Source organism: Frankia torreyi, assembly GCF_000948395.1.
In the GTDB taxonomy this organism is placed as follows: Bacteria; Actinomycetota; Actinomycetes; order Frankiales; family Frankiaceae; genus Frankia; species Frankia torreyi.
The window spans coordinates 133004-148503 of record NZ_JYFN01000012.1; the positions used below are offsets into that span (position 1 = coordinate 133004).

Consider the following 15500-nt stretch of genomic DNA (forward strand, 5'->3'; position numbering starts at 1 on the left):
ACCCGGATAGAGTCGTGGACGAGACGTTCCGGACCGGATCGATCACGATCTCTTCGCCCAGCTCCGCCCGGTCGTCTCCGCAGCGGCCCCGCCCGCTCGACCACGCTCCACCCGCCGGCCCCGGTACTCCAACGGCAGAGAGACGGTGCTCAAACCACCGACAGTGTGGGTTCGAATCCCACCCGGGGTACGTACAGCATCTACGCGACCTGGATGCCCAGTGGCCGCCGGGTGCGGCCCGGGGACGGCGGCCGTCACTCCCGCCAGATGGGCAACCTTGCCGAGGTCTGCCACCGGAATCCGCCCGAAGACGCGTTCGGCGTAGAAGTCGGCGATCGCGGCTTCAAGGACGTCTTCACGGATACGGACGCTCTTGGGGTGTCCGTCGAACTTGTCGTCACGGCCCCGGTTGTTCGCTCGGGGCCAGCACTTTTACCAGACAGGCGCACTGGGCCTCGCCGCGACCGGCCTTCCGGCACATCGGCGTCGAGGCCGGACCCGCCTCTGCCATTGGGGGGAGCGGCGTCTCGTTCTTTCGGTGGGTCTCCGACGCCCGGGCTGTCTCTAGGCTGGGTGTGTGTTCACTACCGGCCTGCGCTCGCTCTGGGACGAGCCCCGCGCCGCGGACACGCCCGAACGGGTGTGGCTCGACTGGGTGCTGGTCGGCGTGGTGATGGTGGCGGCGTTGCTCGAAGGAACCCTCCGAGAGGACATCACCTGGCGGCCGGTCGTGACGATTGTGACGGTCGGACTTGCGCCGGTGCTGCTATGGCGGCGTACTCACCCGTTGGTCTGCGTCGTGGTGGGCTTCGGCACCGGGATGGCGTTAGGACTGGCGAGCTGGCTGGGCGGGACCTCAGGCGTGGGCCTAAACACGATGATCTACATCCTGGTGCTCGTCTACTCGCTGGTCCGCTGGGGCTCAGGGCGTCAGATCGTGATTGGGCTGCTGGTGGTTGCGGTCGCCGCGGGGTTCAGCATTGCGACCGACTACACCGGGCCAGCCGAGCTCTTCGGCGGGTTGGCGGTCCTGGCGGCGGCGGCAGCGAGCGGAGCGGCGTTCCGCTACCGCGCCGAGAGTCGGCGCCGGGCGCTCGACCAGGTCCGCAGCCAGGAACGCGTCGGCCTCGCGCGCGAGCTGCACGACTCGGTCGCCCACCACGTCTCGGCGATCACGCTGCAAGCGCAGGCTGGCATGACGATGGCCGCGAAGCGACCTGAAGCGGCGCTCGAGGCGCTTGCGATCATCGAGGGGGAAGCGTCGCGGACCCTGGCAGAGATGCGAGCGATGGTCCGGGTGCTGCGTGACGGAGCGCCGGCGGAGTACGGTCCCCAGCCCGGCGTCGCCGACCTGATGCTCCTCGCCCGCCGCGAACCGGACCCCGTCGTCGACGTGGAGTTGGCGGGTGATCTGGCCGGACTTCGGCCCCAGGTCGACGCCGCCGTGTACCGGATGGCGCGGGAGGCGCTGACCAATGCGCTGCGGCACGCCCGAAACGCCTCGCGTGTGGAGATCAGGGTCGTCGAGGGCGCAGGAAGGCTGCGGCTCCGCGTGACCGACGACGGCCAGATCGGCCCGGCGCGGCCGGCGACCCACGGTTTCGGGCTGCTGGGGATGACCGAGCGCGTGCAGCTGCTCGGCGGCACGCTACGCGCTGGGCCGACGCCCGAGGGCGGGTGGGCGGTCGACGCCGAGCTGCCGATGAAGTTGCCCCTATGACGACGCGCGTGCTGGTGGCAGACGACCAAGATCTGGTGCGCACCGGCCTGTCGATGATCCTTGACGCCCAGCCCGACATCGAGGTCGTCGGCCAAGCCGCCGACGGCAAGGCCGCCGTCGAGCTGGCGCATCGGCTCCGCCCCGACGTGTGCCTGGTCGACATTCGGATGCCCGGGCTGGACGGCATCGAGGTGACCGAGCTCCTCGCAGGGCGGGGCGTCGCGGACCCCATTGCGGTGGTGGTGATCACGACGTTCGACCTGGACGAGTACGTCCACGGCGCGCTTCGGGCCGGAGCCCGAGGATTTCTCCTCAAGGATGCCGGGCCAGAGTTGCTGGTGCAGGCTGTCCATGCCGCTGCCGTCGGCGATGCCCTGATCGCGCCGAACATCACCCGCAGGCTGCTAGCGACCCTTGCCGCGGGGGCCTCATCGAAACGCCGTACCCAACCGATCGAGCCGCTCACCCAACGCGAGGAGGAGGTGCTGAAACTGGTCGCTGTCGGCCGCACGAACGCGGAGATCGCCGCCGAGCTGTTCATCAGCTTGACGACCGCCAAGACCCACGTCGCGAGCCTGCTGGCCAAGATCGGCGCCCGGAACAGGGTCGAGATCGCGATGTGGGCCTACGACACCGGCCGGGTGGGGCACTGAACCGAACCTGACGTACATGCACGACGACTGGTCCCGGCCGGGGCGACCGAGGCCCACAACGAGCGCAGCGCCTTCGTCACCATCTGTCCACTGTAGGGACAGCGCGGCAGCGGCGGATCAGCCGAAAGCACGAGAGAGAGACCATCTCATCGGCCAGGCGAACTCCGGCCTCCGGGCCGGTGTGCCCGCCAGCGGGCTCAGCGATCGTGGACGTACCGATCCTCACCAACGACGGAGCCCATGATGAGAACGCGTCAACCCACCACCACACTGGAAGACCAGCCGATCCCGGTGAGAGCCAAGCTCGCCGCGGCGTGGACCAGCTTCATGTTCCTGTACGCCTATGTGGACATTCTCAACTTCTTCACGCCCGGCGTCGTCGAAGACATCCTCGACGGCAAGGTCTTCGAGTTCGACCTCTCCCAGACCTTTTCGACCGCGGCGCTGACCCTAGTGGCCATCCCGATCCTCATGGTCGTGCTGTCGATGACGCTGCCCGCCCGGGCGACCCGCATCACGAACCTCATCGTGGCCTCGCTCTACGTTCCCGTCACGGCATTCAACGCGGTGGGCGAGTCCTGGCCGTACTTCTACGGCCTTGGCATCGTATTGGAACTGATCCTACTCGCCCTCATCGTGCGGTACGCCTGGACCTGGCCCCGCACCGCACCATCGGCGACCAACCCGGACCGTGAAACCNTTCGCGCCCCGCAGCAAGCGTGAACCCAAGAACGGTCCCCGTCCTGTTCGGAGCCATCTGCCTCGGTGCCGCGGTGTGGGCCTCGTGGCCGTGGGACACCAACTACCACCACTGGGACGTCGCGTAGGGGCCTTCCAAGGCCCCTACCGGCAGGTGGCTACGCGGATGCCGCGCACCACCGGGGCAGTTGCACGGATGCGTCCTGTGATGTAGCGCCCGACGGGACGCGGGTCGCGGCACCAGCGACCGCGTCGATCCGGTCTTCCGGAATTTTGATCTTCATCGTGATCTCTTTCTGGTCATGGTCGACCTCGATGGCCCGTTGTGTGACGTCGTAGAGGGTCCGTTGCAGGACATCAGGGGCGTCGTGCAGGGTGAGGCTCAGCTGCGGCAGGACTTCGAGCAGGCGCGTGGCGTCTGAGGTGCTGTCCGTTCTACGAACAGCACCTCACCAAGAAACTCGTTGTTGGCCAGGTAGCGGTCCCCACCGGAGAGAGGTGGCCATGGTGTGGGCGTGACGGGCTCGGCTACTGGTACGAGCTCGGCTACTGGTAGTGGTAGCGGCAGGCGATGATCGTGATCTGGCCGGGCTCGACCGCATAGACCAGGCGGTGTTCGTCATCGATCCGCCGCGAGCGCAGGCCGGCGAGGTTGTTGCGCAGCAGTTCGGGCTTGCCGATCCCCTGCCCCTCCGGATCGCGTCCGATGTCCGCGATCAGGGCGTTGATGCGCTTCAGTGTCCTGCGGTCCTGGCCCTGCCAGTACAGGTAGTCGTCCCAGGCGTGGTCCGTCCAGGTCAGCTTCACTCGTCAGGGCCCACCGGACGCTCGACCGCGCCGCCCGTACGCCACTGCTCCACGCTTTCCATCAGGCGCCGCGCGTTCGCGGGCGTGCGCAGCAGGTAGTTGGTCTCCACGATGGCGTCCCAGTCCTCCTTGCTCACCAGGACCGCGTTCCCCCGCTTCGAGACGATCTCTACCGGTGTGTGATCGGTGTTGACCTGCTCGATCAGCGGAAACAGCGTCTTACGTGCCTCACTGGCACTGATCGCCGAAACCATCCTGCCACCTCCCGAGCACCTAGTCGTACCAGATACGGTACAACTTTGGGGGGCGCGTGTCAGCTGCTCGTCGAGCCGGTGGGCTGTACATCCCACCTCCGTGTTTTCGATCAGCAAAAACTCACGTGCGGAGGGCGGGCGGTGGCGCGGCCGTGGCGGCGCCGGCGGCGATCAGCCCGTCGATCGTTTCGCGGGCGATCCCGACTTCGGTGAGTACCTCGATCGTGTGCTCGCCGAGTACCGGCGGGGCCAGATGCAGCTGGGTCGTCAGGTCGCCCAGGTCCCACAGTGCGCCCGGCTGCTCGAAGCCGCCCCAGTCGTGGTGGCGGTAGCGGGCGATCAGGCCTGCGGCGTCGTTGTCGGCCGAGTCGAAGAACGCGTCGCGCTGGTCGAGCCGGACCTCCTCTGCCGCCACACCCGCCCCGGCGAGCAGATCGAGCACCTCACCGGCCGGGCGGACGGCGGCCGCCGCCGCGAGCTGCGCCGTACTCCCGCACCCGAGCGCCTGGCAGGCCGCCGCGACGTCGCGCTCAGCGGTCGCGGCCATCGCGACCCACCCCTGCGCGCAGGCCAGCAGGCGCCGTCCCGGTGTCGTGGTCAGCTGCGCCTGGTCGAGCATCGGCACCGGGGCGAGGGTGCCGTCTGGTCGCAGGTAGGTCTCGCTCGTGGTGAGCACCCCGGCACCCAGCAGGGACGCGGCGACCGAACTCGCCCGACCGGTCCGGTCCCGGGCGAGGACCGCCCATAACGTCGCGGCCGCGGACGCCATCGCGCACTGGTGGTCCATGAACCCGAAGCGGTGCCACATCGGCGGGTTGCCCTCGCCGCCGCCCATCCGCTCCCATCCCAGCGACGACTGGAACAGCTGGTCGTAGCCGGGCCAGTTGGCGCGTGCGCCGTCCGGACCGTACGAACTCGTGTGACAGAACACCACGTCCGGATTCACCGCACGGACGGCCTGCTCGTCCAGGCCGAGCCGGCGGGCGGCCGGCACGCGCAGGTTGTGGTGCACGACGTCGGCCCAGCGCAGCAGGGCTTCGACGGCCGGCCGGGCGGCCTCGGACTTGAGGTCGAGGGCCACGGCGCGCTTGCCGCGCTGGCAGCCGACAAACGGCCAGTCGCCCCAGCGGCCAGGTTCGCCGGCCGCCGGTTCGACCTTCACGACGTCGGCGCCCAGATCGGCGAACAGCATCGGCGCGAACGGCCCGGCCAGGAACGCGCCGAAGTCCAGCACCCGTAAACCCTGAAGCGGGAAACGCAGCGACTCGACCGGCCCGCCCGCGGCGGAGTCCGCGTCGGCGCGGCCGCGGTCGGTGGCCGTGCTGCGGGGCGTCCAGTGCCTGGCGGCCACGTCCTGGTGCTCACCGAGCCGGGGGGCCGAATTGCGGACGGTGGCAGGCGGGTCCAGCGTGACCGGATGGCCGGGCACGGTGATGCGGCCGGCCTCGGGGTCGTCGAGCTGTGTGACGTACCGGTTGGCCTTCGCCTGCTCGTCGTCGAGGACCGCGCCGAGCGGCAGCACGGGCTGGGCCGGCCGGTCGTTGGACCACAGCTCGGCCAGCCACTCGGCCGCGGGCCGGCGGCGGAACGCCTCGACGTTGGCCCCCCAGTTCGGGAACGCTCTGGCCATGATCCCCCCGGCGTGGCGCCGGTTGGCCTCGGCGACCTCGTCGGCACCCATCTCGTCGAACACCCGCTTCGTCAACGGCAGGTCGTCGGGGGACGGCGGCATGACGTGGATCCATTCGCCGTCGGCGCACTCGAACAGCGGTGTCACTGCCTCGTCCTTGGGCATGCCCGCCGCGAGCAGGGCCGACGGCGCCTCGGCCCGGTGCCAGTGCATCATCATCGGAACGAGCGCGCCCTGGACGAGGCTGGTGTGCACCGGCCCGCCCCGGCCGGTCCGCCCCCGTGCCACCAGCCGGGCCGCGATCCCGGTCGCGCACAGCCACATGGCCCCCCAGCTGCCGAGCGGGAACCGGACGTGGACCGGCCCCGGCCGGTGCCCCCGTTGCTCATCGAGGAGGCCCAGTCGCGCCAGCGCCAGCAGGTCGTCAACCGGACGGTCCGCGTCGACGTGGTTGGCCGGCCACGCGAGCACCGACGAGACGACCAGCGCGGGGTAGCGGCTCCCGACAGTGGCGTCGTCGAGGCCGAGCCGGGCCGCCGTCGTGGGACTGTACGAGTGGACGAGCACGTCGGCGCCGCGCAGCAGCTCGTCGAGCCGCGATCGCCCCTCGGGGGAGTCGACGTCCAGCACCAGCGACTGCTTGGAACGGGCCCAGGTACGGAAGCCGGGCAGGGCGCGATCGGGGTGGCCGCCGGGCGGCTCGACCAGGACTACCTCCGCGCCCGCCTCGGCCATCAGCATCGTCGCCGTCGGCCCGGCGACACCGGTCGACAGGTCGACGACCCGGATTCCGTCGAGCAGTGGTGCGGGCATGCGGGCTCCCTTTTTTCTCGGGCTCTTCTCGGACGCGAGTGTCACAGCCGGCTGGCCAGATAGTCGAGCGCGTGGTCCCAGGACTGGTCGCGGGTCGTCTCGTCGAACCCCTCGCCCCGCAGGTAGTCCGGCATGATCGTCACGTGGCCCTGCCCGGCGAGCCGCCTGGCCACGTCGACCATCTCGCTGGTCAGACCCCATACCTCGGCGCCGACGACGACCGCGGGATAGGTTCCCGGCGCCGTCGGCCGGGATAACATCGCCGTGACGTCACCCGTGGCGGTGGGTAACGACACGTACGAGAGCTGTACGTCCGGTTCGGATTCAGGCAGCGTCGGATACACCTTAATCACCCCAAATCTCCAGGCGTTCGGACAACCAGTCGACACTGCGACCTAATCGCCGACGCGTAGCCTTCGTCCTCGATGGCGGGCCCGAGGACCTCGATCTCAAACAGGCCTCCACGACGAGTACCCGAAAATCAGCCCGCAGTCTAAATCAGCTTGATAGCGACTGTCCGGATTCAACGAGGCACATCGCCCGGAGGGCATCGGCGCGGAGCTGCACGACCAGACTCCGGGCCCTCTTCGACCCGACCCGCAGCCGCTTCCGTAGCTCGTTTGCCGAGATCGGCCGGCGGTGCTTTTCCCAGTAACAGGCATCCTCGCGGCGCGCCCGGTCCAAGAGGGCACCGTCCTCCACGGCGGCTGCGTCTTGGCCGGACTTGCGCTGCGCAGACACAGCTGGCGACGCCGCACCGGCGCCATGGTCGCCGTCCTGCTGGTCCGCAGGGACTTCAGCGGGTGCCACCCGCACACCTGCCCGTTCCGGCTCAGGCTGCGGGACCGGGACGTGGACGTTCGTGCGGACGCCATCGGCGTCCTTCATCTGATCCGTGCCACCCGCCGAGTTCGACTGCTTGACCGATGACGTGGAGCCAGCCTCGCCCGCCCTGCCGGCCTCGTGCGCCGAGCCGCAACGCGAGCAGCCACACATTGCCGAACGCGAACAGGAAACTCAAGCCGACGACCACGATCATGATCGCCGTGACCAGCCGGACGGTCACCGCCCGCGCCTCCGCCGGCCCTCCCCCGCCGGCCATCAGACCTTCCCGCCTTCACCACCGACACCAGCAGGATCACCATCGAGATCCCCACGGCGACGGCGACCCATCCGGATCGCCGCCCGAGCAGTCACAATCAGCTCAGATCGCTTACCGGACCATGAGGATGACGAACGAACCTCACCGTCCGGACTCGTTGCTTCGGTCCGCGTGCGACGGGTCAGCGCCGGTGCGCGAACGTCGCCTGCGCGCGTTCGAACCGGCGTTCGGTCACGTGGGAGGTGTCGACGGCAGCGGCTGCGGTGACCAGGATGAGCGCGGCGAGTATGCCCGCCAGGACCGGCCGTGGTGTGGGCGGTGGCTCCTGCAAGGCCCGTGCCCGATGGGCGAGGTCGGTGTGCACCGCACCGAGCGCCGCGGTCGGCATGGTCGCTGTGCCGGAGCGGGCGAGTCCGGCGCGGGCGAGGGTCCGGACGGCGACAGCACGGTTCTCGGCGGTCGCGGCGGCGTCTTCGTCGGCCCAGCGTTCGACGGCGAGTCGGACGGCGGCGGCGGAGGTCCGCAGGAGCGGGTTGGCGGCGGCGGCGAGGTCGGCGAGCTGGGTGTAGGCGTGGTGGCGGTGGCGGAGGTGGGAATGTTCGTGGGCGAGCAGGACGCGGCGTTCGTCGGCGGGCAACGCGCGCAGCATCGCGGTGGACACGACGATCCGGCCGGTGAGTCCGGGCAGGGTGTAGGCGTCGGCCCGGTCGTCGTCGACGATGACCAGGCCGGTGGGGGCGGGTCCGAGCCGGCGGCAGGTGAGTTCGGCCGCGGCCAGGTCCCGGCCGACGCCGACGGCCCGGCGGGCGGCGGCGGCGAGCAATCCGATGACGGCGGTGGCGGGGAGCAGCCCGGCGGTGGCGGGCAGCGGGTCGTGGCCGCGGACCACGGCGGTCGACCAGTGCCCGACCGCGACGAGCACGGGCATCGGGGCGAGCAGGGTGAAGGCCACGACCGAAAGGACGAAGCCGGTGGCCAGCGCGGTCACCAGGCAGGCAGCGGTGAGCAGCCGGGTGGCGGCGGCGGGCGGTAGCCGCCGGCCGAGCCAACCGCCGCCGGCGGCCAGCAGCAGGCTCGTGACGAACGGGACGAGCGCGACAGCCGTCATCGCCGAGGCCTGCCATCCGCGCCGCCGGCAGTGGTCCCGACGTCGCCGTCGGTGTCGGTGTCGGTGTCGGCGTCGGTGTCGGTGTCGGCGTCGGCGTCGGTGTCGGCGTCGGCGTCGGTGTCGGACCGGTGAGGAGCGAGGAGGTCGGCGAGGAGCTGCTCGTCCTCCGGTCGCAGGTCCGCGACGAACCGGGCAAGTGTCTCGGCCCGGTGGCTGCCGGCGCCGAGCAGGCGGGACATCTGCCGGGCGGTGAGCGCGGCGTCAAGGGTGTCCGGGTCGGTGGCCGGGGCGTAGACGTAGGAGCGGCCCGCGGGCGCCCGGGTCAGGGCGCCCTTGTCGTGTAGGCGAGCGAGGGTCGTCATCACCGTGGTGTAGGCCAGTGGTTCGCCGAGCTCGGCGAGGGTCTCGGCCGGGGTGAGCGGCCGGCCGGCCGCGGCGATCGCGGCGAGTACCTCGCGTTCCAGCGCTCCCGGTTCACGTCTGGGTTTCCGCGCCACCGCGCCTCCTCGCTACTACTGGACTGATAGTACGAAAGGTCGAGCAGTGGCGGTGGACCTCAACGTGCCGCCCTCGCCACCACGACGTCCTGCCGCCAGCCCTCCGCGGGTCTTCCCGTGCAGTCATCTACTATTCAATGAGTAGTAGATGACTGCATGAGGGGGCGGCGGATGGTGGATGGGGTGCCGGCGGTCGAAGCCGTTGGGCTGGTCAAGCGCTTCGGTGGGCTCACGGCCGTGGATCATGTTGATCTGCGGGTGGACGTCGGGGAGGTGTACGGCATCCTCGGCCCGAACGGTGCCGGGAAGACGACGTTCCTGCGGATGCTGTTCGGGTTGATCCGGCCGGATGCCGGGACGCTGCGGGTCTTCGGCCGGACGTGGGCCGAGGCGGGACCGGCGATGCTGGACGGGGTCGCGGGGTTCATCGAGAGCCCACGCTTCTATCCCTACCTGTCCGGCCGGCGCAACCTGGAGCTGCTCGCCGGCCTGGACGGCGGTGACGCGGACAGCCGCATCGATCAGGTGCTCGACGTGGTCGACCTCGCCGGTCGGGCGGGTGACAAGGTCGGGGGCTACTCGTTCGGGATGCGCCAACGGCTCGGCGTCGCCGCGTCCCTGCTGCGCGACCCGCGGCTGCTCGTCCTCGACGAGCCGGCCAACGGACTGGACCCCGCCGGCATCCGGGACATGCGCGCGCTGGTCACCCGGCTCGCCGGCAGCGGGCTGACCGTGCTGCTGAGCAGCCACAACATGGACGAGGTCGAGGAGATCTGCGACAACGTCACGATCATGCGCACCGGCCGGGTGGTCTACCACGGCTCGATCGACCAGCTGCGCGCCCAGGCACCGGACCCATCCCACCGGCTGGCGACCAGCGATGACGAGCAGGCGATGCGCCTGTCCGCCGAGCATCCCGCCGTGTCCGTCACCGCCCATCACGACGGCGGCCTCGCACTACGGGCCCAGACCGCCGACGCGGACGGCTACCTCATCGCCCTCGGCCGGGCCGGCGTCGCGGTACGCGCCCTGCACCTGGAGATCGCACCGCTGGAATCGCTGTTCTTCATGCTCACCGAGACCGACCCGGCGACCGGCTCCGCCCCGGCCGGCCTGCCGCGCCAGCCCCGCGACCTCACCGGAGCGACCCCATGACCACGCCCGCCACCACCACGCCCACGGCCGGCCCGGCGGCGGTCCGGCCTCGTCCGGTCGGCCGCGGCCGGGTGATCATCGCCTACCGGTGGGAGATCACCAAACTCGTCGCCCAGGCCCGCACCCGGGCCACCCTCGCCGTCTGCCTGATCGCCCCGTTCGTGTTCGTGGTGCTCCTCGACCGCCAGGACCGCCTGCCGAAGGACACCCTCTACGGCCGGTGGGTGCACGCCAGCGGCTTCGCCACGCCGCTGCTCATCCTCGGCTTCGCCGCCCAATGGGTGTTCCCGCTGCTCACCAGCATCGTCGCCGGCGACATCTTCGCCAGCGAGGACCAGCACGGCACCTGGAAGACGATCCTGACCCGCTCCCACAGCCGCAGCCAGATCTTCTGGGCGAAGTCGCTGGCCGCGGCCACCTTCGCGGTGCTCGTCGTCACGGTCCTCGCGCTAAGCTGCCTGACCGCCGGCGTCCTGCTCGTCGGCCATCAGCCGCTGGAAGGCCTCTCCGGCACCCTGCTGCCCCCGGGCCGCACCGCCGGGCTGGTCCTCGCCGCCTGGGCCACCGCGCTGCCACCCCTGCTCGGCTTCACCGCCCTCGGGATCATGCTCTCGGTGCTCACCCGCAGCAGCCCCGCCGGGATCGTCGGACCGATCATCCTTGGCCTGCTCATGCAGCTCTACGCCTTCCTCAACGGCGCCGACACCATCCGCCACCTGCTGCTCGTCACCCCGTTCGACGCCTGGCACGGCCTGTTCGCCGCACACCCGTACTACGGGCCGCTGCGCGACGGCACGTTCGTCAGCGTCGCCTACATCGTCATCTGCCTGGCCGTCGCCTTCACGGCGCTGCGCCGCCGCGACATCACCGGAGGCTGATCCGCATGCCCCGTCCCACCGCCGACCGGCCGCGCGGCGACCGGGCACCCCGCGGACCGGCTCGTGGCCGGCTGGCCCGCCGGGCTCGCCTGGCCGGCGTGGCGGTCACCGCCGCCGCGCTGACCGCCACGCTGGTCGGCTGCTCCGCCGATGTCACCCGCCCCCGCGTCGAGACCTCACTCGGCCCCGTCTTCGCCAACCTCTACGTCCAACAGCAGGCCCTGCTCGGCCACCCCGGGCTCACCCCCGCCGCCGTCGCCGCCAGACCCACCTGCCACCGCAGCACCCCCGGATCCCACGACAAAGGCGCCGGCAGCGACTGGATCTGCCAGGTCGGCTGGACCGACGGCACCGGCAAGGCCCAGAACGGCAAGTTCGAACTCCAGGTCCGCTCCAACGGCTGTTACCAGGCCGGCGGCCCCAGCAAGATCGTCGGACCGATCATGATCCGGAGCGCCGCCGGCAAACAGGTCATCAACCCGGTGTTCGAGTTCGACGGCTGCTTCGACACCACCTGAAACCCACCCGAGACGAAAACCCGAGCGGAGACACGGTCATGCATGAACTGACGTACCTGCAGGCGGGCGTCATCGGACTCCTCCAAGGAATCACCGAGCTGTTCCCGGTCTCCAGCCTGGGCCACTCGGTGCTGATACCGGCGCTGATCGGCGGATCCTGGCAGCACCTGGTGACCGAAAACGCCTCGGGCAACAGCGAGGGCTCGCCCTACCTGACGTTCGTCGTCGGGCTGCACGTGGCCACCGCCGCCGCCCTGCTGGTCTTTTTCCGATCCGACTGGGCCCGCATCATCCGGGCCTTCCTCACCACGCTGCGCACCCGGCGCATCGAAACATCAGCGCAACGGCTCGCCTGGCTGATCGTGGCCGCGACCGTCCCCGTCGGAATAATCGGCCTGGCGCTGGAGCACACCTTCCGTACCCTGTTCGCCAAACCGCTGGCCGCCGCGCTGTTCCTGACCGCCAACGGGATGATCCTGCTCGCCGGAGAACGGCTGCGCCGCCGCAGCGAACAACGCGCCGGCAAACACCAGGCCAGCGCCAAGGCTGAACCGGCAACCGTCCCGCTCACCGTCCCCGCCCCAGCCACCGTCCCCACGCAGACCACAATCGCGCCGGGCGGCCGGGCGACGGGCGGCCGGGCGACGGGCCGCCACACGACCGCACCCCGCGGTGGCCTCGTGGTGGCCGAGCACCGCAGCCTCGACACTCTCGCCTACCGGGAAGCCGGCGTGATCGGTCTGTTCCAGACCCTCGCGCTGCTCGCCGGCATCTCCCGCTCCGGCATCACCATGGTCGCCGGCCTGCTACGCGGCCTCGACCACGAGGACGCCGCCCGCTTCTCGTTCCTGCTCGCCACCCCCGTCATCCTCGCCGCCGGACTGCTCAAGCTCCCCGCCCTGGCCGGCCCCGCCGGCGACGGCATCCGCGGCCAGGTCATCCTCGGCGCGCTGGTCGCCGGCATCGCCGCCTACCTGTCCATCCGCTTCCTGGTCCGCTACTTCGAAACCCGCACCCTGACCGCCTTCGCGATCTACTGCCTGCTGATGGGCGCGCTGTGCACGGTGCGTTTCGTCGTCGCCTAGCTTCCGCCGGCCGTGCAGCGGGCCGGAGTATCCGGAGCGCGGCGCGGGAGTCGGTGGCATAGGGGACGTCGTCGCGACAGCCGCGTCCCGGTCCGATGCTGCGACCTATGGCACGGCCTCATGGCCGTTCATGTCGTCGGGGCCTCCGCCCATCATGGTGAGCATCTGTCGGCCGCCGGTGGCGAGGAAACGCCGGAGGAGAATCGCCGCCAGGGCGAGGAAGGCGATGTTGAGCCAGGTGGTGTAGTTCCAGGTGATGCCGTCCTCTCCGACGGAGGCATGCCGGGGGCCGGTGGGGAGGAGATGGAGCGGGGTGAAGACGAGTTCGATGACGTAGCCGGCGGCGACCATGGTGAGGTAGAAGGTGCCGGCGAGGAACAGCGCCATCCGCGGGCCGTAGTACTTCCGGTAGATCACGATGATCGGAACAATGATCAGGTCGGCGAAGATGAAGCTGACGACTCCGCCGAAGCTGATACCCCCGTTCCACAGCACGGCCGCGAGCGGGACGTTGCCGATGGAGCAGACGAACGCGGCCACAGCCACGAGCGGGCCGATGATCGGTCCCCAGATCCGGGCGGCGAGCGGGTGGTCGGTGAAGAACAGGTGCCGCCAGAACGTGTCGGGTATCCAGGCCGCCGCGGCGCCGGCGATCAGCAGGCCGATGAGGATGTCGCGGAGCACTGCGGCCCATTCCATGACGAAGTTGTGGCTGACCGCGGTGTAGCCCTGCCGGCTGAGTAGCCGACGCCGGAACGACCCCTCGCCGGCGACGGACATGTCCATCGCCGTGTGACCTTCCATTGACCCGGGGACGGCACGATCCGCTTGCGTCCTGGCCTGCCGGAGCAGGTTCGGGGACAGGAACCGGCGAAAGATCAGCGCCAACAGCACGATCATGAACGGGCCGCCGACGAACTCGGCGGCGGCGAACTGCCAGCCCAGCAGCAGCGCCAGGATCAGCCCGAGTTCGATGACGAGGTTGGTGGAGGCGAACTGGAAGGCCATCGCGGCGGTGAAGTCGGCGCCCTTGCGGAACAGCGAGCGGGCCAGCGCGACGGCGGCGTAGGAGCAGGACGAGGATGCCGCGCCCAGGACGGTGGCGGTGGCCAGGCTTTTCGGCCGGTCGTCGGGCAGGAGACGCGCGATGGTCGACTTGGGTACCAGCGCCTCGATGACCGCCGACAGGGTGAAGCCCAGGATCAGCGACCAGGTGACCTGCCAGGTCATCGACCCAGCGATACCCAGCGCGTGCAGAACGCCGTGCCCGACGGTGTTCACAGCCTGTTCGCAGGGTGGAGGTCGGCGGGGTGGAAGCGGCGCAGCCGCAACGAGTTGGATGCGTGAGCGCCGTCGTCGGGCTGACCCGCTGCCGGTGCGGTGTCGCTGGTGGACGGCTGGGGTAGCCGGGCGGTGTAGCCGGCGGCTTCCACGGTGGCCACGAGGTCCCGCGGGCCGAGGATCGTAGCGGACGGCGGCTGTCTCGGTGGCGTCGTTGACCGTGGCGGAGACGCCGTCGATCCCGCCGACTTCACCGCTGCCGGCGCTCACGCAATGTCCACAGGTCATGCCGGTGACGGTGGAGGTCCTCGTTGCCATGGTCAGCTTTCCTCTCACTCGAACCGCGTTCCCTACCACGTGCGCTACGGCATCCGAGGCGGGCCTCGCGTCGCCCCGACGGGGGCGATCTTCCAGCGCTCTACACATACCCCAGTGGGGTATGTGTAGCCGCCGCGCGAGACAAGCGTCAAGTACCCCTGGGGGGTACCTTCGGGAAACGGACCGAAGGGGGCGCCCTGCACGGCTACACGACCGGCAGGGACGACTACCTCAAGCGACTGCGCCGCATCGAAGGGCGGCTCCGGGGCATCGCCAAGGCGGTCGCCCGGGACATTGAGGTGCTGCATTGACGTCCTGGCGCAGGTCAGCGACACCACCAAAACGGTGCAGTCAGTCGCAGTGGTGCGCGGCGTCGCTCAGGGCGGGCAGCGTGCGGACCGCGTAGCCGTCTACCTCGCCTCCCGACAGAGACGACCCGCATTCCCAAATCCGGTAAGCAGCCCGGCGACCTCATCTTCTTCGGCAGCCCCTCCAACATCACCCACATGGGTATCTACGCCGGCAACGGCTATCTGTGGGCCGCCCCGCAGACCGGACGCAACATCAACCTGCAACCCATCTACACCTCTGAGGTGGTCCCCGTTCTTCGGANAGTGATCCCTATGTGGGATAATTGATCCGTGAGCGGAGGAGATCAATGAGTCAGTCGCGGAGGCGGTACACGCCCGAGTACAAGGACGAGGCCGTGAAACTCGTCATCGATTCGGGTCGGCCGGTATCGGCGATCGCGAAGGATCTCGGTATCAACGAGGGAACCTTGGGGAGCTGGGTGGCCACCTGGCGTCGGACCCACCAGGGCGAAGAAGAGCCACTTTCGATGTCCGACCGCGCACGGTTGAAGGAGCTGGAGAAGGAGAACCGGGAACTCCGGATGGAGCGCGAGTTCCTCTCAAAAGCGACCGCCTTCTTCGCGCAACGCCATCAGTGACCGACAAGTACGAGCTGATCGCCGCGGAGAAGG

General features: G+C 70.0%; 17 protein-coding genes, 1 tRNA gene and 3 pseudogenes. 11 read left to right on the forward strand and 10 right to left on the reverse strand.

Annotated features, from left to right (window positions below):
* Positions 1–117 precede the first annotated feature (117 nt).
* The 4 genes from FF36_RS10185 to FF36_RS10200 form a co-directional block, all read left to right on the forward strand.
* Positions 118–190, forward strand: a tRNA-Leu gene (locus FF36_RS10185).
* A 387-nt stretch (positions 191–577) separates the two neighbouring features.
* Positions 578–1720, forward strand: coding sequence for a sensor histidine kinase (locus FF36_RS10190; protein ID WP_044884752.1), 1143 nt, complete (start codon positions 578–580; stop codon positions 1718–1720).
* Positions 1717–2373: a response regulator gene (locus FF36_RS10195; protein WP_009399358.1), complete on the forward strand. Its 657-nt coding sequence runs from the start codon at positions 1717–1719 to the stop codon at positions 2371–2373. Before FF36_RS10190 ends, FF36_RS10195 begins: the two co-directional genes overlap by 4 nt.
* 240 nt (positions 2374–2613) lie before the next feature.
* Positions 2614–3072, forward strand: a 459-nt coding sequence (locus FF36_RS10200; protein WP_242422417.1) for a DUF6326 family protein, incomplete at its 3' end; no start/stop codon positions are given.
* Between the two features lie 546 nt (positions 3073–3618).
* On the opposite strand, the gene FF36_RS10205 is transcribed toward FF36_RS10200, so the two are convergent.
* From FF36_RS10205 to FF36_RS10235, 7 genes are all read right to left on the reverse strand, one after another.
* Positions 3619–3879, reverse strand: a complete 261-nt coding sequence (locus FF36_RS10205; RefSeq protein ID WP_044884753.1) for a Txe/YoeB family addiction module toxin — start codon at positions 3877–3879, stop codon at positions 3619–3621.
* A complete protein-coding gene (locus tag FF36_RS10210) occupies positions 3876–4133 on the reverse strand; it encodes a type II toxin-antitoxin system Phd/YefM family antitoxin (protein WP_044884754.1) in 258 nt (85 codons plus the stop codon). Before FF36_RS10210 ends, FF36_RS10205 begins: the two co-directional genes overlap by 4 nt.
* Positions 4134–4254: 121 nt before the next feature.
* Positions 4255–6576, reverse strand: coding sequence for a CoA transferase (locus tag FF36_RS10215; RefSeq protein ID WP_044884755.1), 2322 nt, complete (start codon positions 6574–6576; stop codon positions 4255–4257).
* A 41-nt stretch (positions 6577–6617) separates the two neighbouring features.
* The gene (locus tag FF36_RS10220; protein ID WP_128423288.1) at positions 6618–6836 is read right to left on the reverse strand and encodes a dienelactone hydrolase family protein; all 219 of its coding nucleotides are present in this window, start codon (positions 6834–6836) and stop codon (positions 6618–6620) included.
* Positions 6837–7408: 572 nt separating this feature from the next.
* Entirely contained in the window at positions 7409–7642 is a 234-nt protein-coding gene (locus tag FF36_RS32615) for a hypothetical protein (protein ID WP_173667299.1), read from the reverse strand.
* A gap of 217 nt (positions 7643–7859) precedes the next feature.
* Positions 7860–8786 (reverse strand): M56 family metallopeptidase, encoded by a 927-nt coding sequence (locus FF36_RS10230; protein ID WP_044884758.1) that lies wholly within the window; start codon positions 8784–8786, stop codon positions 7860–7862.
* Entirely contained in the window at positions 8783–9283 is a 501-nt protein-coding gene (locus FF36_RS10235) for a BlaI/MecI/CopY family transcriptional regulator (RefSeq protein ID WP_370657124.1), read from the reverse strand. Before FF36_RS10235 ends, FF36_RS10230 begins: the two co-directional genes overlap by 4 nt.
* 183 nt (positions 9284–9466) lie before the next feature.
* Here FF36_RS10235 and FF36_RS10240 point away from each other — a divergent pair, with 183 nt between their 5' ends.
* Genes FF36_RS10240 through FF36_RS10255 form a run of 4 tightly spaced genes read left to right on the forward strand, consistent with a single transcriptional unit; the run spans position 9467 to position 12919 of the window.
* Complete coding sequence (locus tag FF36_RS10240) at positions 9467–10438, forward strand: ABC transporter ATP-binding protein (RefSeq protein ID WP_242422418.1); 972 nt, start codon at positions 9467–9469, stop codon at positions 10436–10438.
* On the forward strand, positions 10435–11316 hold the full coding sequence (locus tag FF36_RS10245) for an ABC transporter permease (RefSeq protein WP_044884760.1): 882 nt from the start codon (positions 10435–10437) through the stop codon (positions 11314–11316). Before FF36_RS10240 ends, FF36_RS10245 begins: the two co-directional genes overlap by 4 nt.
* 5 nt (positions 11317–11321) lie before the next feature.
* Complete coding sequence (locus FF36_RS10250; protein WP_044884761.1) at positions 11322–11834, forward strand: hypothetical protein; 513 nt, start codon at positions 11322–11324, stop codon at positions 11832–11834.
* Between the two features lie 38 nt (positions 11835–11872).
* Positions 11873–12919 carry an undecaprenyl-diphosphate phosphatase gene (locus FF36_RS10255; protein WP_044884762.1) on the forward strand — a complete coding sequence of 349 codons (1047 nt, stop codon included), beginning with the start codon at positions 11873–11875 and terminating at the stop codon, positions 12917–12919.
* 105 nt (positions 12920–13024) lie between these two features.
* Here FF36_RS10255 and FF36_RS10260 read toward each other — a convergent pair whose 3' ends face one another.
* From FF36_RS10260 to FF36_RS40355, 3 genes and pseudogenes are all read right to left on the reverse strand, one after another.
* Complete coding sequence (locus tag FF36_RS10260) at positions 13025–14200, reverse strand: permease (RefSeq protein WP_044884763.1); 1176 nt, start codon at positions 14198–14200, stop codon at positions 13025–13027.
* Positions 14197–14361 (reverse strand): hypothetical protein, encoded by a 165-nt coding sequence (locus FF36_RS35400; RefSeq protein ID WP_157871710.1) that lies wholly within the window; start codon positions 14359–14361, stop codon positions 14197–14199. Before FF36_RS35400 ends, FF36_RS10260 begins: the two co-directional genes overlap by 4 nt.
* Before the next feature lie 22 nt (positions 14362–14383).
* Positions 14384–14626 (reverse strand): annotated as a pseudogene (locus FF36_RS40355) (hypothetical protein); the annotation flags it as partial.
* Here FF36_RS40355 and FF36_RS37630 point away from each other — a divergent pair.
* From FF36_RS37630 to FF36_RS10265, 3 genes and pseudogenes are all read left to right on the forward strand, one after another.
* Complete coding sequence (locus FF36_RS37630) at positions 14512–14829, forward strand: metal-sensing transcriptional repressor (RefSeq protein WP_242418546.1); 318 nt, start codon at positions 14512–14514, stop codon at positions 14827–14829. The pseudogene FF36_RS40355 and the gene FF36_RS37630 sit on opposite strands and share 115 nt — an antisense overlap.
* Before the next feature lie 120 nt (positions 14830–14949).
* Positions 14950–15130, forward strand: a pseudogene (locus FF36_RS32620) (NlpC/P60 family protein); the annotation flags it as partial.
* Positions 15131–15176: 46 nt separating this feature from the next.
* A pseudogene (locus FF36_RS10265) lies at positions 15177–15500 on the forward strand (transposase); the annotation flags it as partial.